General features: G+C 53.2%; 23 protein-coding genes and 1 tRNA gene. 8 read left to right on the top strand and 16 right to left on the bottom strand.

All coding sequences use genetic code 11. The features are described 5' to 3' along the window. Positions 1-23: 23 nt before the first annotated feature. The 6 genes from asnA to PH256_RS04925 form a co-directional block, all read right to left on the bottom strand. Positions 24-1,025: an aspartate--ammonia ligase gene (gene asnA, locus PH256_RS04950; protein ID WP_058966015.1), complete on the bottom strand. Its 1,002-nt coding sequence runs from the start codon at positions 1,023-1,025 to the stop codon at positions 24-26. Positions 1,026-1,058: 33 nt separating this feature from the next. Continuing rightward, on the bottom strand, positions 1,059-1,712 hold the full coding sequence (hisH, locus tag PH256_RS04945; RefSeq protein ID WP_270913211.1) for an imidazole glycerol phosphate synthase subunit HisH: 654 nt from the start codon (positions 1,710-1,712) through the stop codon (positions 1,059-1,061). Further along, positions 1,697-2,479, bottom strand: coding sequence for an imidazole glycerol phosphate synthase subunit HisF (gene hisF / locus PH256_RS04940; protein WP_270913210.1), 783 nt, complete (start codon positions 2,477-2,479; stop codon positions 1,697-1,699). Before hisF ends, hisH begins: the two co-directional genes overlap by 16 nt. Further along, entirely contained in the window at positions 2,476-3,843 is a 1,368-nt protein-coding gene (locus PH256_RS04935) for an N-acetyl sugar amidotransferase (protein ID WP_058966009.1), read from the bottom strand. The genes hisF and PH256_RS04935 overlap by 4 nt, the downstream gene beginning before the upstream one ends. A 136-nt stretch (positions 3,844-3,979) precedes the next feature. Further along, complete coding sequence (locus PH256_RS04930; RefSeq protein WP_087183732.1) at positions 3,980-4,549, bottom strand: ANTAR domain-containing response regulator; 570 nt, start codon at positions 4,547-4,549, stop codon at positions 3,980-3,982. Between the two features lie 31 nt (positions 4,550-4,580). Next, entirely contained in the window at positions 4,581-5,888 is a 1,308-nt protein-coding gene (locus PH256_RS04925; RefSeq protein ID WP_187120509.1) for a glutamine synthetase family protein, read from the bottom strand. Between the two features lie 361 nt (positions 5,889-6,249). Between PH256_RS04925 and PH256_RS04920 the strand changes: the two genes are divergently transcribed. The 4 genes from PH256_RS04920 (at position 6,250) to PH256_RS04905 (ending at position 10,160) form a co-directional block, all read left to right on the top strand. After that, complete coding sequence (locus PH256_RS04920) at positions 6,250-7,344, top strand: class II glutamine amidotransferase (RefSeq protein ID WP_058966004.1); 1,095 nt, start codon at positions 6,250-6,252, stop codon at positions 7,342-7,344. Then, positions 7,344-8,852, top strand: coding sequence for a glutamate synthase-related protein (locus tag PH256_RS04915; RefSeq protein ID WP_270913208.1), 1,509 nt, complete (start codon positions 7,344-7,346; stop codon positions 8,850-8,852). The genes PH256_RS04920 and PH256_RS04915 overlap by 1 nt, the downstream gene beginning before the upstream one ends. 18 nt (positions 8,853-8,870) lie before the next feature. After that, a complete protein-coding gene (locus tag PH256_RS04910) occupies positions 8,871-9,596 on the top strand; it encodes a glutamate synthase (protein ID WP_058966000.1) in 726 nt (241 codons plus the stop codon). Between the two features lie 183 nt (positions 9,597-9,779). Then, on the top strand, positions 9,780-10,160 hold the full coding sequence (locus tag PH256_RS04905) for a helix-turn-helix domain-containing protein (RefSeq protein ID WP_270913207.1): 381 nt from the start codon (positions 9,780-9,782) through the stop codon (positions 10,158-10,160). Positions 10,161-10,258: 98 nt separating this feature from the next. Here the strand turns inward: PH256_RS04905 and PH256_RS04900 are convergent, their stop codons facing one another. After that, positions 10,259-11,860, bottom strand: a complete 1,602-nt coding sequence (locus PH256_RS04900; protein WP_270913206.1) for a CTP synthase — start codon at positions 11,858-11,860, stop codon at positions 10,259-10,261. Between the two features lie 273 nt (positions 11,861-12,133). On the opposite strand from PH256_RS04900, the gene PH256_RS04895 reads away from it, so the two are divergent. After that, positions 12,134-12,220: transfer RNA gene (locus tag PH256_RS04895), tRNA-Leu, on the top strand. Positions 12,221-12,338: 118 nt separating this feature from the next. Here the strand turns inward: PH256_RS04895 and PH256_RS04890 are convergent. From PH256_RS04890 to PH256_RS04880, 3 genes are all read right to left on the bottom strand, one after another. Continuing rightward, the gene (locus PH256_RS04890; protein WP_058962891.1) at positions 12,339-13,544 is read right to left on the bottom strand and encodes a tyrosine-type recombinase/integrase; all 1,206 of its coding nucleotides are present in this window, start codon (positions 13,542-13,544) and stop codon (positions 12,339-12,341) included. 90 nt (positions 13,545-13,634) lie between these two features. After that, positions 13,635-13,817 carry a helix-turn-helix domain-containing protein gene (locus PH256_RS04885; RefSeq protein WP_058962892.1) on the bottom strand — a complete coding sequence of 61 codons (183 nt, stop codon included), beginning with the start codon at positions 13,815-13,817 and terminating at the stop codon, positions 13,635-13,637. Between the two features lie 14 nt (positions 13,818-13,831). Next, positions 13,832-14,680, bottom strand: coding sequence for a replication protein (locus PH256_RS04880; RefSeq protein WP_270913205.1), 849 nt, complete (start codon positions 14,678-14,680; stop codon positions 13,832-13,834). A 35-nt stretch (positions 14,681-14,715) separates the two neighbouring features. On the opposite strand from PH256_RS04880, the gene PH256_RS04875 reads away from it, so the two are divergent. Both PH256_RS04875 and PH256_RS04870 read left to right on the top strand, forming a co-directional pair. Then, complete coding sequence (locus PH256_RS04875) at positions 14,716-15,219, top strand: cation-translocating P-type ATPase C-terminal domain-containing protein (RefSeq protein WP_333766278.1); 504 nt, start codon at positions 14,716-14,718, stop codon at positions 15,217-15,219. A 33-nt stretch (positions 15,220-15,252) separates the two neighbouring features. After that, the gene (locus PH256_RS04870; protein WP_058962894.1) at positions 15,253-15,615 is read left to right on the top strand and encodes a transposase; all 363 of its coding nucleotides are present in this window, start codon (positions 15,253-15,255) and stop codon (positions 15,613-15,615) included. Between the two features lie 216 nt (positions 15,616-15,831). Here the strand turns inward: PH256_RS04870 and PH256_RS04865 are convergent, their stop codons facing one another. Genes PH256_RS04865 through PH256_RS04845 form a run of 5 tightly spaced genes read right to left on the bottom strand, consistent with a single transcriptional unit; the run spans position 15,832 to position 20,396 of the window. Next, entirely contained in the window at positions 15,832-16,731 is a 900-nt protein-coding gene (locus PH256_RS04865) for a DUF368 domain-containing protein (protein ID WP_082669480.1), read from the bottom strand. Further along, positions 16,679-17,347, bottom strand: a complete 669-nt coding sequence (locus PH256_RS04860) for a potassium channel family protein (RefSeq protein ID WP_058962896.1) — start codon at positions 17,345-17,347, stop codon at positions 16,679-16,681. The genes PH256_RS04865 and PH256_RS04860 overlap by 53 nt, the downstream gene beginning before the upstream one ends. Before the next feature lie 18 nt (positions 17,348-17,365). Next, on the bottom strand, positions 17,366-18,661 hold the full coding sequence (locus PH256_RS04855; RefSeq protein WP_058962897.1) for a TrkH family potassium uptake protein: 1,296 nt from the start codon (positions 18,659-18,661) through the stop codon (positions 17,366-17,368). 10 nt (positions 18,662-18,671) lie between these two features. Then, positions 18,672-19,295, bottom strand: a complete 624-nt coding sequence (locus PH256_RS04850) for a DUF47 domain-containing protein (RefSeq protein WP_058962898.1) — start codon at positions 19,293-19,295, stop codon at positions 18,672-18,674. Between the two features lie 48 nt (positions 19,296-19,343). Beyond that, a complete protein-coding gene (locus tag PH256_RS04845) occupies positions 19,344-20,396 on the bottom strand; it encodes an inorganic phosphate transporter (protein WP_270913203.1) in 1,053 nt (350 codons plus the stop codon). 300 nt (positions 20,397-20,696) lie between these two features. On the opposite strand from PH256_RS04845, the gene PH256_RS04840 reads away from it, so the two are divergent. Then, the gene (locus PH256_RS04840) at positions 20,697-20,864 is read left to right on the top strand and encodes an undecaprenyl-diphosphate phosphatase (RefSeq protein ID WP_255396706.1); all 168 of its coding nucleotides are present in this window, start codon (positions 20,697-20,699) and stop codon (positions 20,862-20,864) included. 80 nt (positions 20,865-20,944) lie between these two features. Here PH256_RS04840 and PH256_RS15295 read toward each other — a convergent pair whose 3' ends face one another. After that, entirely contained in the window at positions 20,945-21,787 is an 843-nt protein-coding gene (locus PH256_RS15295) for a hypothetical protein (protein ID WP_442866648.1), read from the bottom strand. Positions 21,788-21,811 lie beyond the last annotated feature (24 nt).

Raw genomic sequence — 21,811 nt, 5'->3', positions numbered from 1 at the left:
AAAGCAAAAATGTGCGGATGCGCTCACAGCAGGGGGATACCAGCGGCCTCGCACTGCTCCCGGATGGCCTTGGGCCACAGGCTTGCCTGTACTTCACCGATGTGAGCTTTGCCCAGCAGCAGCATGCACAGGCGGCTCTGGCCGATACCGCCGCCCATGGTCAGGGGCAGGGTGCCGTCCAGCACAGCCTTGTGGAAGGGCAGCTCCAGCCGGTGGGGGCAGCCAGCCGCCTTGCACTGGCGTTCCATGGCTTCGGCGTCCACCCGGATGCCCATGCTGGAAACCTCCAGCGCGCAGCCCAGAACGTCGTCCCAGAACAGCAGATCACCGTTCAGGCTCCAGTCGTCGTAGTCGGGGGCGCGGCCGTCGTGGGGCTTTCCACTGGCCAAAGGTGCGCCGATCTGCATGATAAAGGCGGTGGGGTGCTGCTCCAGATAGGCGTTCTCCCGCTGGCGGGGCGTCAGGTCCGGCCACAGATCCTCCAGCTGCTGGGTGGTCACGAAGCTCACATGCTCGGAAAGATTTACACACAGCTGGGGATATGCCTTCTTGACCTCCTCCAGAGTGGCGCAGATGGCGCTCACGATGGACCGCACGGTGTCCTTCAGGTATTCCTCGGTGCGGGTTTCGCGGGTGATGACCTTTTCCCAGTCCCACTGATCCACATACACCGAGTGCAGCTCGTCCAGCTCCTCGTCCCTGCGGATGGCGTTCATGTCCGCATACAGGCCGGTGTCCGGTGCGAAACCGAAGCGGCCCAGTGCCTGGCGCTTCCACTTGGCCAGGCTGTGTACCACCTGTGCGCCTTTTTCCAGTTCGGGAATGGCGGGAATGTCAAAGGAGACCGGACGTTCCACGCCGTTCAGATCGTCGTTCAGTCCGGTGGTGGGGTCCACGAACAGGGGAGCGGTGGCTCGGGTCAGCCGCAGCTGACGGGTCAGGTGTGCGGGGAAGCACTGCTTGATCATGCCAATGGCACTTTGGGTCTCGTAAAGGCTCAGTGCAGGTCGGTAGGTCTGTTTCATAAAAATTCCCTCCTTAAAAATTACCCTCTATCTTCACGCCGGGCAGCTGCCCAGGAACGTGCGCAGAATGGCGAGTCCCACCTCGCCGCTTTTTTCCGGGTGAAACTGTACCCCGGTAATATTGCCGCGCTGAACGGCGGCGCAGATGCGGTGCCCGCCATACAGCGTGTCCGCCAGCCGGTCGGCCTGGCGCGCAGGCATTGCCTGGTAGCCGTGTACAAAGTACACCTGACTTTTCACCGGAATGGCTTCCAGTGTGCTGCCCAAAAAGCCTTCCCGCTGCTGGGCAGGATACAATGGTGCCCAGCCAATGTGCGGTACCCGCAGCGGCTGGCCCTGGGTGGTATGGCCGGGAATGGCCTCCACGGTGCCCGGCAAAAGGCCGAGGCCGGGAGTAATTCCGCCTTCGCTGCTGGAGTCGAACAGAAACTGCATTCCCAGGCAGATGCCCAGCAGAGGAACACCCTGCCTTGCCCTGGTGCAGACCGCCCGGGCCAGGCCGCTTTCCCGCAGCAGGTTCATGCCATCGGCGAAGGCACCCACACCGGGCAAAACCAGCGCACCGCCCGCGGCCACCTGCTCAGGAGTGGAGGCGTATTCCACTGTCGCGCCGCAGTATTCCAGGGCGCGCTGCACGCTCAAAAGATTGCTGCGCCCGTAATCTACAATGGTTACTGTTGGATGCATGGTCTCACCTCCACACCGTTTTCCGCCAGTTCCTTTTTCAGCTGGGGGATTGTGGCTTGTTTGTAATGCAGCAGGCTGCCCATTGCCACGGCTCCTGCGCCCAGGCGGGCGGCCTGCATCAGATCACCGGAATTGCTTGCGCCGCCTGCCGCGATCACCGGGATGGTTACCTCACTGCACACCGCCTGGATCAGTTCCTGGTCCAGGCCGCGGCGTACGCCTTCCCGGTCCACACCGGTGAGAAGAATTTCACCTGCGCCCAGCTGCTGGGCCTCGCGGGCCCATTCCAGAACGTCTCGTCCGGAGTGCTCCCGGCCGTTGTCGTAGTAGGCCTCCCACCCGGCGGCAGGGTTCAGCGGGTCTCGGCGTTTGGCCTGGATGCTCAGCACCATGCACTGGCTGCCGAAAGCCCGGGCCACCTCGCTGATCAGCTGGGGCCGGAGCAGGGCGGCGGTGTTGATGGCTGCCTTGTCCGCCCCGGCCTTCAGCACGGTGCCCACATCCTCCACGCTGCGCAGGCCGCCCCCGGCGGTGATGGGGATGAATACATCCCGGGTGACCTGCTCCAGAATACCGCTCAGATTGTTGCGGCCGTACAGGCTGGCCACCGTGTCCAGATAGAGCAGCTCGTCAATGCCCTGCCGGTAATAGTCCAGCGCAAAGTCGTGGGGGTCGCCCAGCTTGCGCAGGCCTTCATACTGAATGCCCTTCACCAGATACCGGTCTTTTACGTCCAGCCGGGCAATGAGCCGAAGTGCCGCGCTCATTTGGCACCGCCTTTTTCCGGTGCGCCGAAGCCGCACAGGCTCGGCCCCTCAAAGGGAGTGTGCCGCAGGCTCCAGACGCCGTTCTCGTACTGCCACAGATGGGGCGAACGGAACCGGTCTGCCAGATGCATGAAGTAATCCAGATCCATTGTGGGCTGCTCGAAGCAGTCGGCTGCTTTGCCGAAGTGCTCCTTGTCGATGGAGATATAACGGAAGAACTCGTCAGCGAACCGGCTGGGGAATTCACCATCGTACTTCTTGCACAGCAGCACCGCCTCGTCCCGGTCGATCTCGCCGTTGCGGATTTCCTGGGCTGCATCATAGGTGCAGCGGCCGATGCCGTATTTGATGTAGGTGGTGTAGTAGAAGAAGTCATCCACCTTGTCGTCGATGGAATTGTATTTGGAGTAGGTGCCGGCGGTGCGCTCCGGGCTGGGCATGAACCCGCCGTGCTCCACGCTGTAGTAGTATGCGCCCTGCGGATGCCATTTTTCGTAGTAGCCCATGTAGTGCACCTGAATGTGATTTTTCTCCAGATCGCTGGTCTCACAGGGCAGGTAGATGGCCAGATCCGCCTTGTCCACGCCGAAGTCCTCCTCCAGCTGGCGCAGCGATACGCCGCCCAGATAGATGTGATCGAAATCGTTGGTGGCAAAGAAGTGCTCGTCCCGCAGCGCGCTGTCGTTGTCTGCAATGGGGTTGCCGAATTCAGCTTCGTTCTCACCGTAGAACACCAGCGGGATGCCGAACTTTGCAGCCATTTTGGGTGCCAGCTGTTTCTGGCCCAGAATGAAGGGCTGGAAGGGGTGGAACAGGTTTTCGGTGGCCAGTCGGGTGAGCAGTCGGTGGGTCAGACCGTTGGGAGTGCACAGGTAGTTATCGAACCCGGCGTGAATCCATGCTTCGAAGTTTTTCCAGCCCCAGTCGGTGTAGATGTGGGGCGCCCAGGTTACGGTGAGCGGATGCATGCCGTATTTGTACTTCAGAAGGTGGGCAGCGTAGAAGCTGTCCTTGCCGCCGCTGCCCGGTACCAGGCAGTCGTAGCTGCCGTCGGTCTTGCGGTACTGGTCGCACAGCTCCCGCAGCTGGCGTTCCCGGTCGGCCCAGTCAATTTTACCTTCCTTGTTGTGGCAGGCATGGCAGGCGTCGCACACGCCGTCCTCCTGAATAACCATGGTCTTCTTTGCGGAATGAATGGTGTGCTCAAACTCATAGCAGCTGTTGGGTTTCTGGTTGCTCATTACACACTCACGGCAGAACTGCACGTTCTTGGGCAGGCCATAAAAGGCTTTGCGCTCCTGCGGTGCAAGGTCGGGTGCGTAGTCCTCGTAATGAATCGGCAGATGCCGGGGAAGTTTCTGCATAAAATGTCCCTCTCTTTTTATGGTTTAAAAGCAAAGGCGCCTGCACAAAGCCCGGGGAGAAATCTCCTCAAGCATTCATGCAGGCGCCTTTGCCTGTTTGGCGTATTTATTATCAATTGTGAAATGGAAAAAGCAGTTATAAAAGGCCTTCGTCCTCCAGTCTTCGCATGATCTCCAGTGCGGCCTCCCGGCTGGAGATGCGGCCGTCCATGGCCTCTTTTTCGATTAAACGGTGGGCCTGTTCTTCACTCAGCCCCCGGCAAAGCGCCAGCGCACATTTGGCCTGGCTGATGATCCGGGCTTCGTCCAGCCGCTTGGTCAGGCGGCGGTTTTGCGCGGTGAGCTTCTGCAGCCGCTGGCGGCCGGTTCGGATCAGCCGCAGCGCAAAAGCGGTTTGCTGGCGGGAAAGGGGTTTGGCAAGCACGAAGACTCCGTATTTTTCCAGCCCGGCGGCCAGCTTGTCGGCCTGGGGTCCGGGGCAGAGGAGAATGGCATCCATGCCGGCATCCGCCGCCTGTACGGCCAGCTCCCGGCCGAATTCATCGGGGAGCGGCGCGTTGATCACCAGGGTTTCGAAGGAGCCGCCGCACATGGCTCGACGGGCTTCTCCGGCATTGGCGCAGCATTGCGCAGGCTGACCGGCGGCAAAAAATGCCCGCAGCGTTTCGTGGTATTGCTTGTCGCTTGCGATCAGAACACCCGGCATCCCCGTTCACCTCACTTTTCGAAACCAATGGTCAGATCCGTTCAAAGTACTGGCGGATCTCATATTCATAGGGTTTGCTTTCTGCGGCGTAGGCATCCGCCTCCCGCTGCTTGTGGCCCAGATAATCCACCAGCAGTTTTTCCGGCAGAACCTGCTTTAAGAACTCGCTTTCCCGGGCCAGAGCCAGCGCTTCGTCCAGGCTGGCGGGCAGTGGGGTAAGTCCGGCAGGCCGGGCAAACGCGTCATAGTCCGCAGCGGCGGGCAGGTTCAGTCCTTCCTGTACACCCTCAAACCCGGCAGCCAGCAGCAGTGCGGTTACATAATAGGGATTGCAGGAGGGGTCCGGACTGCGCAGTTCCATGCGGCAGTCGGGTCCGCTGGCAGCAGGTACACGCACCAGAGAAGAACGGTTCTGGCAGGACCAGCTTACCACACCCGGCGCTTCGCAGCGGCCCAGCCGTTCATAGGAGCCGGGCAGCGGGTCTGCAAAAACGGTGATTTCAGGAATGCGCCGCAGAATACCTGCCAGGAAAGCAGCAGCAGTGGGGTGCGGGTCGGTGCGGAAATTCTCAAACAGATTCACGCCGTTCTGGAAGATGGAAAGATTGATGTGCAGCCCGCTGCCGCTCTCGTCCTGCAACGGTTTTGGCAGGAAGGAGGCGAACAACCCGTTCTGGGCGGCAATGGCTTTTACTGCGGCCCGCATGGTCATCAGATCATCCGCCGCGTGCAGGGGAGAAGCGCACCGGAAATCGATCTCGTTCTGGCCGGGACCCTGCTCGTGATGGCTTCGCTCGGGCTGAATGCCCATCTCCTCCAGCGTCAGGCAGATTTCCCGCCGAACGTTTTCGCCCCGGTCCATGGGAGCGATGTCGAAGTAGCCCGCCCGGTCGAAAGGCTCCAGGGTGGGGCGGCCCTTTTCATCGGTTTCAAACAGATAAAACTCACATTCCGGACCCAGCAAAAACCGGTATCCGGCCTGTGCCGCCTTTTGCTCCATGGTCTGCAGCAAATGCCGCCCGTCGCCCTCGAAGGGGCGGCCGTCCGGATATTTGATGTTGCAGAAGAACCGGCCCACGCAGCCCTCGCTGGGCCGCCAGGGAAGAATGGCGAAGGTGTCCAGATCCGGTGCAAGGAACAGGTCCGATTCCGCAATGTTGGCAAAGCCTGCAATGGCGGAAGCGTCAAAGGAAATGCCGCTTTCCACCGCGTGAGGCAGCTGGCTGGCCATGATTGCAATGTTCTTCTGTACGCCGAACATATCGCAGAAGGCCAGGCGAATGAACTTGATGTCGTTTTCTTCTATGAACTGCATAAGCTGCGAAAGGGTGTGGCTCATGGACAATTCCTCCTTGAATGCCGGGAATAAAAAAGGACAAAGGCGCCGCAAATCCGTGGGGGATCGCAGCGCCTTTGCTGTGCCAATAGCTGCATTATAGCCCCCAAACGGCGCCGCGTCAAGGGGGCAAGCGACTGCAAAAAGCAATTTTTTGTCTTTGCACAAAAGTTGCACGCATTTGCCCAGAGTGCTTTGTCGGAACTGCGGGAAAGTGTTAAAAGAGTAAAAAAACACTTGACTTTTGCTTTAATGCGGTGCTATGATAACGCATACGAACAAAGGCGTTCGCATTGATGCAAAGGCATCGGTGCGGGCGCCTTTTTGTTTTCCGCGCGGTGCGCGGTGAAAAAGGAGGAGGACCATGTTAAAGGAAGGCCAGGTGCGCATCCCGTCCGGATGTGCCATCAGCGGAGTATTTGCCAGGGACGGTCAGCCCATCAGCGGTGAGGTGATCCGCCGGTCCATCGCGGTGATGCACGAGCGCAGCAACGGGTTGGGCGGCGGTTTTGCCGGTTACGGCATCTACCCGCAATACAAAAATCATTATGCGCTGCATGTGTTTTATGATGATATGACCGCCCGGGAGGAGTGCGAACGGTTTCTGGATCGCCATTTCGATGTGATCAACCTTTCTAAAATTCCCACCCGGCCCACCCCCAAGATCAAGGATGCGCCGCTGATCTGGCGATATTTTGTGCAGCCGCTGCCCCACAAGCTGGCGGACAGCCATCTGGACGAAAAGGAGTACGTCGCCCGCTGTGTGATTCGCATCAACGACCAGCTCAAGGGCTGCTATGTGTTTTCCTGCGGCAAGAATATGGGTGTGTTCAAGGCGGTGGGCTACCCGGAGGATGTGGCGGATTTTTACCGTCTGGAGGAATACGAGGGCTATTCCTGGACCGCTCATGGCCGGTATCCCACCAATACACCGGGCTGGTGGGGCGGTGCGCACCCCTTTGCACTGCTGGATTTGTCGGTGGTCCACAATGGTGAGATTTCTTCCTACGATGCAAACCGTCGTGCGGTGGAGATGTACGGCTATCGCTGCAATTTGCTCACCGACACCGAGGTCATTACCTATACATTAGATTATCTGCTGCGCCATCAGGGCCTCACATTGGAGGAGGTTGCACAGGTGGTGGCTGCCCCCTTCTGGAGTGAGCTGGCCGCCATGCCCCAGCCGGAGCAGAAGCAGCGCCGTTTCCTGCGCCAGATGTACAGTGATCTGCTGATCACCGGCCCGTTCTCTATTCTGGTGGGCTTCGAGGGCGGCATGATGGCCCTGAATGACCGGCTCAAGCTGCGCAGTCTGGTGGTGGCCGAGCGGGGCGACCGGGTATACTTTGCCAGTGAAGAGGCCGCCATCCGGGCGGTTGAACCGGAGCTGGACCGCATCTGGGCGCCAAATGGCGGCGAACCGGTGATCGTGCGGCTGAAGGAGGAGGAACGGAAATAATGAAGATACAATGGGATACACCCCACTTTGCGGTCCTTCGGGATCGGGAGCTGTGCGTGAACTGCCGCATCTGTGAGCAGCAATGCGCCTTTGGTGTGCATAAAAAGGATGAAAAAACCGGGAAGATGCGGGCAAACGCTGCCCTGTGCGTGGATTGCCAGCGCTGCGTGGCCTGCTGCCCCACCGGGGCGCTGCAGATCCGCCCGGCGGAAAATACCTTCCGGCCCCATGCGGGCTGGACCCAGGATGCCCGGCAGGAGATCTACCGGCAGGCAGCCACCGGCGGTGTGCTTCTGTCCAGTATGGGCAGTTCGCAGAAAGAGGTGCCCTGCTATTGGGACAAGCTGCTGCTGAACGCTTCGCAGGTGACCAACCCGCCCATCGACCCCCTGCGGGAACCCATGGAAACCGAGGTCTATCTGGGCCGTCGCCCAGATAAGGTCCGCCGTGGGCCGGACGGCAAGTTGGATACCGCCCTGCCGCCGCATCTGGAATTGAAGACCCCCATCCTGTTTGCGGCCATGAGTTACGGAGCAATCAGCTACAATGTGCATGCGGCCCTCAGCCGGGCGGCCCAAGCGCTGAGCACCTATTACAATACCGGTGAGGGCGGCCTGCATCGGGATCTGTATCCATATGGAGCCAATACCATCGTGCAGGTTGCCTCCGGCCGGTTCGGCGTGCACCGGGAATACCTGATGGCAGGCGCAGCCATTGAGATCAAGATCGGCCAGGGCGCAAAGCCCGGCATCGGCGGACATCTGACCGGCGCCAAAATTGTGGGCGATGTGGCCCGCACCCGCATGGTGCCGGAGGGCATGGATGCCATCAGCCCCGCACCCCATCACGATATCTATTCCATTGAGGACCTGCGCCAGCTGGTGGCCTCGCTGAAGGAAGCCACCGGCTACACCAAGCCGGTGATCGTGAAGGTGGCGGCGGTGCATAATATCGCAGCTATCGCCTCGGGCATTGCCCGCAGCGGCGCGGATGCCATCGCCATCGACGGTTTTCGGGGCGGCACCGGCGCAGCCCCCGCCCGTATCCGGGATAATGTGGGCATTCCCATCGAACTGGCCCTGGCCGCTGTGGATGAGCGGCTGCGCCAGGAGCAGATCCGCCGCCGCATCTCGGTGATTGCCTCCGGCTCCATCCGTAACTCGGCAGATGTGGTCAAGGCCATTGCTCTTGGCGCGGACGCGGTGTCCATCGGCACAGCGGCGCTGTGTGCGCTGGGCTGTCATCTGTGTGCCTCCTGTCATACCGGCCTGTGCAATTGGGGCATTGCCACCCAGCGCCCGGACCTGGCTGCTCGTCTGGACCCAGATGAGGGAGCGCAGCGTCTGGTGAACCTGGTGAACGCCTGGACTCGTGAGATTCGCGAGATGATGGGCGGTATGGGAATCAATTCCATCGAGGCGCTGTGCGGCAACCGGCTGGCGCTGCGGGGCATTGGACTCACCCAGAAGGAGCTGGATATCCTGGGCGTGAAGCACGCCGGGGAATGAGAGAGGGGAGAACCATAGATGAAAATAGATGCCACGGGAATGGAGTATGAGGAGCTGGGCCGCTGCCTGCGCTCCTGTACCGATCCCCATGTTCAAATTCACAATTGCTGCGGCCAGCGATACATCGCCAGCGGCATGCAGGGCCGCGATCTGGAAATCTGGGGGACACCGGGCAATGCGCTGGGAGCCTATCTGGATGGCGGCAGCATCCGGGTTCACGGCAACGCGCAGGACGCGGTGGGTGATACCATGAATGCGGGCACCATCTGGGTGGAGGGCCGCGCAGGCGACGCCGCGGGCTATGCCATGCGTGGTGGCACACTGATGATCCGGGGCGATGTGGGTTACCGGGCAGGCGTTCATATGAAGGCGTTCGGTGACTCCTGCGCCAGCATCGTGATCGGCGGCACGGCGGGCAGCTTTCTGGGCGAGTACCAGGCAGGCGGCGTGATCGTGGTGCTGGGCCTGGGCGCACTGGAGGGCCAGCCGGTGGTGGGCGGCTTCTGCGGCCGGGGCATGTACGGCGGCCGGATTTATCTGAGAAGCACGATACCGCCCCGGGATCTGACTGAAAAAATCCTCTGCCGCCGGGCACAGCAGGCGGATAAAGAGGCCATCCGTCCTTTGCTGGAGCAGTTCTGCACCGCTTTTGGAGAAGAGTTGGAACCTTTGCTGGCCAGCCCCTTTTGGGTGCTGGAGCCCAACCCGGAAAATCAGTACAAAGCCCTGTACGCGCCCATGTAGCCATGGAATGAAACAAAAACACCCTGTTTGCGGGAATCGCAGAAAATACGATTCAGCAAACGGGGTGTTTTTCGTCAAACATCGGTAGGTTATGTGTGGTTGACAGATTGCCAACAACGGTTGCTTGCGGTGTTTCGGCTTCCGGCCTATACTTGGACTATGCCCAAAACAGGAGGTTCATCCATGAAATTTAATGAAAAACTTGTGGAACTGCGTAAACGGCAGGGATTGTCTCAGGAGCAGCTGGGAATGGAGCTGCAGGTATCCCGGCAGACGGTTTCAAAATGGGAAGCAGGCCAATCCTACCCGGATTTTCAGCGGCTGGTTCTGCTGAGTGATTATTTTGGAATGTCGCTGGACGAACTGGTCCGGAATATCGATGTTCAGGATGTGAGAGACAGAAATGGCACGGAGGAAAAGATCGCATCCATGTTTTCGGATGTGGAGAAAGCAAAAGATTTTTGCGAAAAAACGATAAAGTATGGTGTGCGTATCTGCTGTGGCTTCAGCGCATTTATCGCTGTAATCATGGGAATCGCCGTTTTGGCGATGATCCTGCGGTAACGCGGAGATGTACCCGGTAGCTATAAAAAGGAAAACGTGCCTTCCATCTGCACAATGCGGACGGAAGGCACGCTTTTGTTGAAATGGTGAGAAAGTGCTCAGCCCTTCAGGCAGGCACGAATCAGCTCACGGAACAGCGGGTGTGCATGGTTGGGGCGGCTCTTGAATTCGGGATGATACTGCACCGCAACAAAGAAGGGATGCTCCGGAAGCTCCATGGCCTCCACCAGGCGGCCATCCGGAGAGGTGCCGGTGAAGCGCACGCCTGCTTCCTCCAGCATCGAACGGAAGGCGTTGCTCACCTCGTAACGATGGCGATGGCGCTCGTGAATCAGCTCAGCCCCGCTGTAAATGTCACGCATCCGGCTACCCTCTGCCAAAGCGCAGGGGTATGCGCCCAGACGCATGGTGCCGCCCTTGGGCAGCTCGCCGGTCTGATCCGGCATCAGGTCGATTACGCACTGGTCATTTTCCGGGGTGAATTCCCGGCTGTTGGCCCGGGGCAGACCAGCCATATTCCGGGCCGCTTCGATCACCGCGATCTGCATGCCCAGGCAGATGCCCAGGTAGGGCAGAGAATGCTCCCGTGCATAGCGAGCAGCCAGAATCATGCCCTCAATGCCGCGCTGACCAAAGCCGCCGGGCACCAGAATGCCGTCCACACCGGCCAGCTGCTCGTTCAGATTGGCTTCACTCAGCTGCTCCGCATCCACCCAGCGAATGCTCACAGCCGCGCTGTTCTCGTAACCGCCGTGGCGTAGCGCCTCCACAACCGAGAGGTAAGCATCATGCAGCTCCACATACTTGCCCACCATGGCAATGGTCACCGAGCGGTTCAGCTCGTTGATGCGGGTGCACATCTGCCGCCACTCGGTCAGATCCGGCTCCGGCGCGGTAAAGCCGAAGCGACGGCAGACCAGCTCATCCAGCCGTGCACCGTGCAGCATCAGGGGCACATCGTACAGGCTGGGAAGGGTACGGTTTTCGATTACACAGTCCTGCTCCACGTTGCAGAATGCAGCGATCTTCTGCAGGATACCGTCCTCCAGGGGTTCGTCACAGCGGGCGATGATCACGTCCGGCATAATGCCCATACTCTGCAGCTCATGTACCGAATGCTGGGCGGGTTTGGTCTTATGCTCGCCGGAGCATTTCAGGTAGGGAACCAGCACCACATGCAAAAACAGGCAGTTTTCCCGGCCGACCTCCCGGCTGATCTGCCGGATGGCTTCCAGAAACGGCTGGCTCTCGATGTCGCCGATGGTACCGCCGATCTCGGTGATGACCACATCTGCCTTGGTGTATTCGCCCAGGCCGTAAACAAATTCCTTGATCTCGTTGGTTACGTGAGGAATGATCTGCACCGTGTGGCCCAGATATTCACCAGCCCGCTCCTTGTGCAGTACATTCCAGTAGACCCGGCCGCTGGTCAGGTTGGAGAGCTTGTTCAGATCCTCGTCGATGAAGCGCTCGTAGTGGCCCAGGTCCAGGTCGGTTTCCACACCGTCCTCGGTCACGAATACCTCACCGTGCTGGTAAGGGCTCATGGTACCCGGGTCCACATTTACATAAGGGTCCAGCTTCTGGGCTGCCACCTTCAAACCACGCTGCTTGAGCAGCCGGCCCAGACTGGCCGCGCTGATGCCCTTGCCCAGGCCGGAAACCACACCGCCGGTCACAAAAATATGCTTGCTTGCCATACTCCCAATATCCCCCTTGAAGATTGTGTCTGTTATAACAAAAAAGAAAAAGCGCCCATCCCGTGAAAGCGGATACTACCGCCTTGGGATGGACGCCTTTGTCCTAACATTTTATATATTATACGCATACGAAAAGGGAATGTCAATTCCAAAGGCTGCAAAACCATTTGGAAAAATATTTTCAAAAAATTCGAAAACAGGTGTTGACATTCTCTGAATCCGTGCTATAATAAAACATGTCGCTGAGGTGAACAGCCAAAGCGAAAAAAATATGCGGATGTGGCGGAATTGGCAGACGCGCTAGATTCAGGTTCTAGTGGTAGCGATACCGTGGGGGTTCAAGTCCCTTCATCCGCACCAGTTGAAACCCCTGTAAACTCAACGGTTTACAGGGGTTTTGCTATATATTCCTATTATGGAATTCCCCTGATGTGAAGGTTTTTTCTACCGCTTTTCTACCATCTTCTACCCTGATTCCTTATATTGCGCGGGAAGCTGGGAAGTAGATAATCTTTTCTACCGGAGCTTCTACCGGTGTTTGAGGCGGTGGATCATTCAGACTGTTTAATAATCCCCCCATGCTGCCAGCCATTTCTTTTTTGGTTTGATTGCTCACATGTGCGTAGATGTTCATGGTTGTGTGAATATCACAGTGCCCCAGAAACTCAGAGACGCACTTCATATTATAACCATCTGCCAGAAGTTTGGTGGCTGCTGAGTGCCTGAGATCGTGAAACCGAATCGGGGGAAGATCGTTGTCTGCCAAAAGTTTTTTGAAATTGCTGCTGATTGCTTCAACGGAGAAAACTCTTCCATCTGCCTGTCGGCATACAAAGTCGGATGGGTGATAATGAGCGCCTAAACTTTGCTGCTGCTGTTGCTGCCTATTATAGAGGTTCTGCAAGTATTGCTTAATCTCTGAACTCATAGGAAGCACACGGCAGCTTTTCTTTGTTTTGGTGCGCTCTTTGTAGACGGTGCCGCCTTTGCTGATAACGGCAGTTTTGGAAATGAGTATGGTTTCCTTTTCAAAATCGACCTGTGACCATGTAAGCCCGGCAACCTCGCTTCTTCTCAGTCCATAGGTACAGGCTAAAATAATCTCAGTTTCAATTTTGCTTTTCCGTGCTGCCTGAAAGAGCTGGGCAATCTGCTGTTCATCGTAGAAGTTCGGGATAAACTTCTTGCTCCCCCGAAGGATCACATCATGGGCGGGGTTATAGGGTATAATGTGATTCTTTCGGGCCTCTTCTAAAGCGCATGAGATATTGCTCAGATGCTTTTTGACGGTAACAGGGCTGAGGGTTTGCAGCTTATAATTACAATATGCCTGAATATGGGCGGTCTGAATCTTTCTCAGCTCTACGGGGTGTTCCAGGAAATAGGGTTGAAGGTGGGCACGGAAAATAATTTCATAGTTGGAATAGGTGTTAATCTCCAAATGAAGTTTGGCGTGCTCCAGCCACCGCTCCAAAACATCTACAAACGGTTCGTTTGGGCTAAATAAAAGATTGGCCCTCTCATACTCGTTTAGAATCTTTCGCATCTCTTCGGTGGCCCTTGCCTTGTTTCCTTTTACCGGCAATCCCGTGGCAATCCATTTTTGTTTGCGGTTTCCGTCTGTGTCTCTCAGTTGAAGTACCACATAATAATAATCATTTTTCTTCTGCAATCTGCCTGTCATATACAGCATCCTTTCCAATCACTGCGGCAAGTCTGCTTGCAAAAGAAACAGGTACAAATAAAGTATAACACCCCAATAATGAACATGCTATTACTTTTTCATCTGACGGTTAATGAAGTCCAATAAATCGGCTTTTGGGATCATGTATTCTCGCCCGATTTTGAAGCTTGGAATCTGCCCGGTTTTAAGCAGGTCATAAATAGCCCCCTTGTTCTTCGGGAAAATCTGCTGCAAATCTTTGGTGGTCAAAATCTCCGGATAGCTTTCAAACATATATAATACACTCCTTAAAATGCCTGGACTAAATCAGTTCGTTCAGATGAACTGAGACGAGGTTCTCTATTATGAAGGGTCGCGAACGGATGGGGATAACGAACAGGATCAAGGGCTACAAAGCTATTCAGGTATTCTTCCATCGTATACTCATGTATGCTACCATCTTTATGATAGTCCTTAATTGTGTGGATTCTGCGTAATAATGCGTTCCAGGTTTCTTTGTCGCTTGCTTGAACATTAGGGTATTGCTCGTACAGAGGAATATTGCTTATAATATAAACAGTAGTGAAACAGGCCACCTTGTTTGCATAGCGGCACCGTAGATCAAATGGATAGCCATCTAAGAGATTTAGCAGCTCAGAGATTTTTAGCTGGCTTCGGAACTCATCTAGTACAAGAACTTCTTGACCTGCATAGGAATCAAATGGGTGTTCATAGTCTGTCACCCGGTATACAGCTTCATATCCGTTTTCCTCCATGACGGTTCGTGTTTTTCCTGTGCCAGTGGCTCCTGATATATAAGTAATTTGGAGATGACGGAAGGTATTCTTATATTGTTCTCTGTGAATAGTTGCACGAGCACGGTCTATATCGGTTAGCCGGGTCATAAACATGGGACAGCGTTCCAGAATCTCATAGTTGGAAAGACCGTCTTTCACATAGTCGTAAAGCAGCGCCAAGTCACTTCGTTCCCCCTGCCTTTCTTTTGGCATCTCACCCCACTCAAAAAAGGTATCAGGAATAGAAGTGTCTTTCTTTGGATCATTTTCCCACTTTCCTTCTTTTTTAATGTAATCACGATTCTCTTGGGATGTGCCAATAGTGCGCTCAATATGAGCAGAAGGGAAACGCTTTTTCAAGGTGCTAAAACGGATAGGAACATCCGAGGCTAAATATGGTAAACCTTGCCACGGCTACCTTGCCTGCCCTTGCACTGGGTGTTGATCCGGCCAGCAAGAACATTATGAAGCATAAGCCAGTAAAATCGGGCACTCTGTTTGAAAAAGATCTGGTACGCCGTGTTATTATACAAGGCATCTTTGTGGCGGCCATGACCACCTGCGCTTACTGGATCGGCGCAAGCATGGGCGGGCATGTGACCGGTCAGACAATGGCGTTCTGTGTACTGGCCTTCTCGCAGATGCTTCGCGCTTTTAATCAGCGCTCCAATACGGAGCCTATCTGGGTGCGGGCAGAAGGGATCAATCCTTGGTTGATCGTTTCCTTCGTGGTATCTGCTCTTCTGATGGCGTGCATTCTGCTTGTTCCTGCGCTGCAAAATGCGTTCCGGTTGACCTTGTTGGATGGCACACAGTGGCTAATCGTCATTGGGATGTCCCTTATGTCAATTCTACAAGTAGAAATTGTAAAGACCATTAAAAAGCATATTCATAAATAAGCAAAAAGGCGGAGGGGGCACCCTCCGCCTTTTTTGAAAGAGATAATTATCTGTATATATTACTGGAAGGCATACAGCATTGTTGCTGCCCTGGATGACTTCTACGCTTGCTATACGGTGGAGGAAGCAAGGAACGCCTTTGACTCTCTCTATTCCTGGATGCGCCGTTGCCGGTTGCAGCCAATGAAAGACGCTGCCACCACACTACGCAACCACAAGGAGAAGATACTGGCCTACTTCTACCACCGCATTACCAACGCTGTCTGTGAGGGTATTAACTCCATGATACAGGCAGCCAAACGGAAAGCCCGTGGCTTTAATACCTATGAGGGCTTTGCCTCGATGATTTACCTCGTTGCTGGTAAACTCCAACTCGCTGTCCCTAACCCTTTCTAAATACTCCTATCCACTAAAACGGGAGTAGAGCCTTTATTTGTATGCTTTGTGCGGGAAAATAGCATTTATACCGGTTCGGTCGACATGGGGATTGTCCTTTTTCCATACATCCCCGGAAAATGCGATGCGAATCCTTACGGTGTAGATGGCTCATGGGACATAACGATAGAGCATCTATTAATTTCTGCTGCTGAAAAGAGATTTGTCAAGTTCTTTTTATTTTTCCTCTTTTGTGATAACACCATTATGTGAAAGCAAATAGATTATGAAAAAGCCGCCTAAGCCGGCTGCGATACATACTATTAACTCCCTCCAAGCGGGGATTCCAGGGAAAATACTGGCGACGGATCCAAGGATGAAGCCAAGGATGACCAAATATGTAAATCGCGGGTAGCGCATCATTGCTTTTTCTAATAACTTGGCTGTTAAAATAATACCAACGATACCTCCTAACAACATGGGAATCAGAAAAGACAGTTGAAATGTTTGAATGGCCGTTATTGTTTCGTCATACAACCCTAACAACAGCAGAAAATAAGATGCGCTGACACCGGGAAGAAGCAGTGCGATTGCGGCAATTGCTCCTGCGGCGAACAAACTCAAAAATCCTGATAATCCAGTTAATTGTCCAATATTTTCCGAACGGAACGGAAATACTGATATGCCGACAACAATCAGTACGCCAAGAGAAATATACGCAGGGACTCTCCATGAGAACGCATGAATTTTTGATTCGCGGATTATCATGGGAATTCCCCCAATCACTGCTCCTATAAAGAAATACATCGTCGGTTTCGGATATGTAGTTATTAAATAAGAGATCGGATTTGAAAGCAACGCCATTCCGACCATTGCCCCAATACAAAACACAAGCAGGAAGCAAAAGTTCCTGCTTTTTTTCTGACGAAATGAGCTGACGGCGGAAATAAGAGAACTATAGATGCCAAGAATCATGGCCATTGAACCGCCGCTGACACCCGGAACCAACATCGTTCCGCCGACAATACACCCTTTCACAGCGATGGAAAAGTAGTTTTTCCAATGCCGCGTTATTCGCCGTGGTTCATTGGATATCCTCCTCAAAATGTTCCAAATTTTTAATCTGTCCAACGACATTGATCACATCACCTTCACGGAAGCAATATTCCGCCGCAAAATTCACATCTGTATGGCCGTCATGTTCAACGGCGATAATGTTTACTCCATAACGGCGGCGGATGTTCATATCCTGAATGGTCGTGCCAATCAGTTTTTGAGACACCTGGATACGGCGCACCTCAGCATTGCCGCTCAATGCGATAGAATCCAGAAAACTATTATACAGCAGTCCTTTGCCAAGCCGTATCGCCATATCTCTCTCAGGGTATACGACCGATGCTCCCAGTTGTTTGAGCGCTTCGCCATGAATAAAGCTTGTTGCCTTTGCTATGACATGTCCGACGCCCATTTTCAATACTGTCATGGTTGCAAGAATGCTGACATCAATTTGTTCTCCAATACATATCGCAACAACTTCACAGTTCTGAATCCCGGCCTCTTCAAGGGTCATTTGTTCCAGATTATCAACAACCAAAGCCATTTCCGTAAAGCGCCTGGCCTCTCGTACCCGCGTCTCGTCCTTATCGATAGCGATGACTTCTTTTCCCGCTGATGCAAGGCACTCCACCAGCGCCATACCAAAACGCCCCAACCCTATAATTCCGTAGGAATTTGCATTATTTTTCTTTTTCATTTTACACTTCTCCTTGTGTTATCCAATTGTGATAGATTCTTCCGTATAACGGATATTGGGCAAAGGACGATCTATCCAGAGCGTCAGCAAGGTAAACGCACCGACGCGTCCGGCAAACATCGTGAAAATTAACACCAGTTTGCTTGCCACACCGAGATCCGGCGTGATTCCAGTAGAAAGACCCACTGTACCAAACGCGGATACTTCTTCGAACATAAGCTGCACAAAACTGTATTCCGGCTCCAGCACACAGAGCAAAAACGTTCCGCCGCATACCAACAGCATGGAAAGCAGCGTAACGGTGCACGCCTTAGAGAACACTTCAAATGGGATACTGCGACGAAATGCGCCGATATGACGTTTGGTAAACAAGCTCCGTACATGCTGCACCAAAACAAAAAATGTACTTGTCTTGATACCACCGCCCGTAGAGCCAGGCGAGGCGCCAATAAACATCAGTACGATCAAGGTGAATAAGCCTGCATTGGTAAACTCGCCAATGGGATAGGTAGAAAATCCTGCCGTACGTGCAGATACGCTCTGAAAAAACGCACCCATCCATGTCACATTCTCGGTTGCCTTTAAAAGCAGCGTACCGCCCAAAAGCAGAGCAAGCGTTGTTGACAAGACCACTTTGGAATGAAGAGTCAATTTCCGGAAGGACCGTTTTTTCAATATGTCTAAAATTACAAGAAAACCCAGTCCGCCGAAAATGATCAGGCCACATGTAGTCAAGTTCAGCAGAACATTGCTTTGATATGGGATTAAATTTCTCAAGCCGCCCAGAATGTCAAAGCCGGAGTTGTTGAAGGCGGCGATGGAGTGGAAAATGCTGATCCAAAGCGCTTTCAGGACGGGGTAATCCTGCACAAATACGATGAAGCTCAAAATAACACCTGCCAGTTCAAAGCAGAAGGTCATGAGTAAAACCGCTTTAACAAGCCGGACAATGCCCTTGATCCCATCTATATTCAGGGCCTCTTTGACCAGGATCCGTCCTTTGATTCCGATATTTTTTCTCGCAGCCAAAATCAGTCCTACACCAATGGATGTAACGCCCAATCCGCCGATCTGGATCAGGGCAGCAACGACTACCTGACCAAAGAAGGTGAAGTGATCCGCAACGTCAATGGAAATCAAACCTGTCACGCAAACTGCACTGGTCGAGGTAAAAAGGGCGTCGACGAAATGTACCTTCGCATCATTTCGCACCGATACTGGCAGCATAAGTAAAAGTGCCCCAATCAATATCACCAGGGCAAACCCTATGGCAATTAATCGCCCTGGAGGTTGTTTTTTTATCTTCGCAAGCATATTTTTCTCCTCATCTGTTTTTCATAACAACGCTTTCCACAATATCTGCAATATGTTCACAGGTATCTGCACATTTTTCCAGATAGAGATAAATTTCCCGCCATACGAGAATATACAACGGATCGATGTTTGTTCCGTGCAGACGGTACATACAGGAGATGAACAGTTCGTCCGATTCTTCCTCCAGACTGTTAATTCGAACAATACATTCGTGGAGTTTCTTGGAATGTTTGAAATGTGGAAATTCTTCCATCAATAAGCAGATTTCCTCACAGCAGCGGATAAGTACATCTACCATTTGGAAAGCGTCTTCACGTATGTCAGAAATATGATTGTAATAGATTCGAATCAGAACATCTTCAATTTTGTCGGTAAGATCATCCATGTTCTGGCTAATCTGCACCAAGTCCTCCCGATCAATGGGCGTAATAAACGCTTTCACCAAGGTGTTTATCAATTCATGTCTTTTGCTGTCGCCAGCATGCTCAATCTTATGCATTTCGTCCAGCTTTTCTTTTAAAGCTGTCGCATCAAAGTGCTCCAGGGTGTCTCTTAAAAAATACGCGGCTCGTCGTGAGCAATCTGCACAGTCCATAAAATTCTGAAAATAAAAAGAATCTTGTTTTTTCGACATTGTTTCCACCTCATACTGGTTATTATATTAACGCAAATGCATTTATGCTTAAAAAACGTCAATAAAGATTTTCGCTACCACGAAACTGATCAATCCACACCCCGGAAAAGTGAAAATCCACGTAAGCACCATATCCTTCACAACACCAAGATTGATGGCGGAAAGCCTTTTTACAGCACCAACGCCCATGATCGCGCTGGTTTTTGTATGGGTGGTTGAAACCGGAATGCCAAACAGACTGGAGAGCAACAGGCAGAACGCTGCGGCAAGATCGGCAGAGAATCCCTGATATTTTTCCAGTTTTACCATGTCCATACCCACAGATTTGATGATTTTCTCTCCGCCTACGCTTGTCCCAAGAGCCATGATGATACTGCACAGCAGCATTAGCCAGACCGGGATGGTCATTCCAGTAACACTACTCTGGCCATTTGAAAAAGCGATCCCTAAAAACAAAACGCCGATAAACTTTTGACCATCCTGTGCACCGTGCATAAAACTCATAGCTGCAGCACCGAAAATTTGCGCTGCTCCAAAAAAACGATTGGTCGTTCGGCGATCCTTAGAACTGCATATCAGCGTAACCAGTTTGCACATGATCCAGCCGATAGCAAAACCCAGCACAAGGCTCAGTACCAAACCGTAGAGCACCTTGGACCACTCATCCATATTGATCCCGTCAGTTCCGTTTTGAATGGCCAGAGCCGCTCCGGTCAAGCCGGCAATCAGACTGTGACTCTCGCTGGTGGGAATTCCTAAACGGGAAGCACCTACGCTATACACCACAATGGAAAGCAGGGCGGCACACAAGGCAACGAGAGCGCTGTGCGTATCACCGCCAAAGTCAACCATGTTGCTTATGGTGGAGGCTACCGAGCTGTTGATCTGAGTCATAATTAAGACGCCAAGAAAATTAAATACCGCACTCATCAAAATGGCGCTGCGCACACGCATACATCGAGTCGTGATGCATGTTGCGATAGCGTTGGGCGCATCGGTCCAACCGTTTACAAAAATCACGCCCAATGTAAATAATACTGTGATGCATAAGATCGGACTTGATGAGACCCCTTCAAGAAATGCACTAAAAGAAAAATCCACAATTTCCCTCCTCAAATCATTGGCAAAAAAAGAAGGCAGACCCTTCTGTGAGAAGTTCTGCCTTCTGTGCTTAATCAAATATCAGCAACTAATTTTTGATTAAAAACATTTTGGAATAAATAGAGATGCAAAAAGCTCTCTATGACAGACTCCACCACTTATTCCAATTTATAATATTATCACAATATCTATATAATGTCAAGTGTGAGTGATCGCAGTCACTTCATTCTTTTTATCCGCTTCAAGATTTGCTCCATAGCGGCAATATTCTTGCGGCCTTTTCGTTGATATTTTACAGCTATTGAGTGTGCTGTACTACTTACCGGAATGTTGGTTGCGTTTTTGGTATCGATAATATCTATTCGTTTCCTTATGTCGTTCATCAAAAAACATAATTTCAGAATTTTTGGCTGGTATCGAATCGCTCTTGCCGCAGCTGCTGCGATATACTTTGGTTTTATTGAATGATGGGATGTAAATAATTATCAAGACAAATCAAATGTTATGGGGAAATCCCGTTAAGGTTTGTAGTGAACAGGAACGGTGGGTTACCGTTCCTGTTCACTCTTTTTCTTTTGAAAAGTCTGCTGCTCCTTATGCGCCTGTCGCATCATTCTCCGTACTGCCTGCCGCTCCATATCCTCATGCAGCATACGGGAAACCGCCTTTTTGCTGTCAAACATCAAAAGCGGGCTGTACTTTTCGCCGTAAACCTGCTGTGCCCGGTTCTCCGCTTCCTGCTCCTTGCCGGGGCGGATGGCCTGTTTTGTTTTGTAGAGCTGCACCGGGTCGAAGCCCTGGGCCTGCTCCCGAAGCCCGGCATACTCGTTCAGGGCAGCGTCCAGCTCGGCAGAATATTTCTGCTCCTGTTCTTCCAACCGTTTCAGACTCTGCTCCATGGCTGCAATGTCTTTAGGAAACTTATCGGCGGCATCTTCCTCGGTATATGCCAGCGACGCCAGAAGCAGATTTTTCTCAGAACGCAATTCTTCCAAATCCTCTGTCAGTGCCGCAATTTTTGCGGCCAGCTCCCGGTGTCGGAATACATGGACAGCAGAGAGCGCCTTTTTCTCGGTAAGCAGGCTGCGGCGCTCCTTCGTCTTATCTCGGATGTCCTTTGCCAGCTGATTGTACTGTGTGAGGGCAGGGCGCAGCGTATTCAGCGAAGTGTTCAGGCGTTCCTTGCCCTTGCGGAGATACCCCAGCTGATAGCAGAACAGAAGCAAATTTTTTCGCAGATTTTCCATGGCCTCGGCAAGCGCCGGGAGGGTATTTTTGACTGTTTGCGCCAGCTTTTTAACCTGTCCTCTCAGCTCCCGAAGCAGGGCATTGTCCGCCTTGATCTGCCGGTTCAGTTCACATCGGTCAGAGATAATACCTTTTTTCTCCATGGCTCTGGCAACCACACCCTCATG

Origin of the sequence: Allofournierella sp. CML151, from assembly GCF_027853465.1 — a bacterium.
Lineage (GTDB): Bacteria > Bacillota > Clostridia > Oscillospirales > Ruminococcaceae > Allofournierella.
The sequence above is the reverse complement of the archived record's forward strand: the minus strand, read 5'-3'. Positions and strand labels throughout refer to the sequence as shown.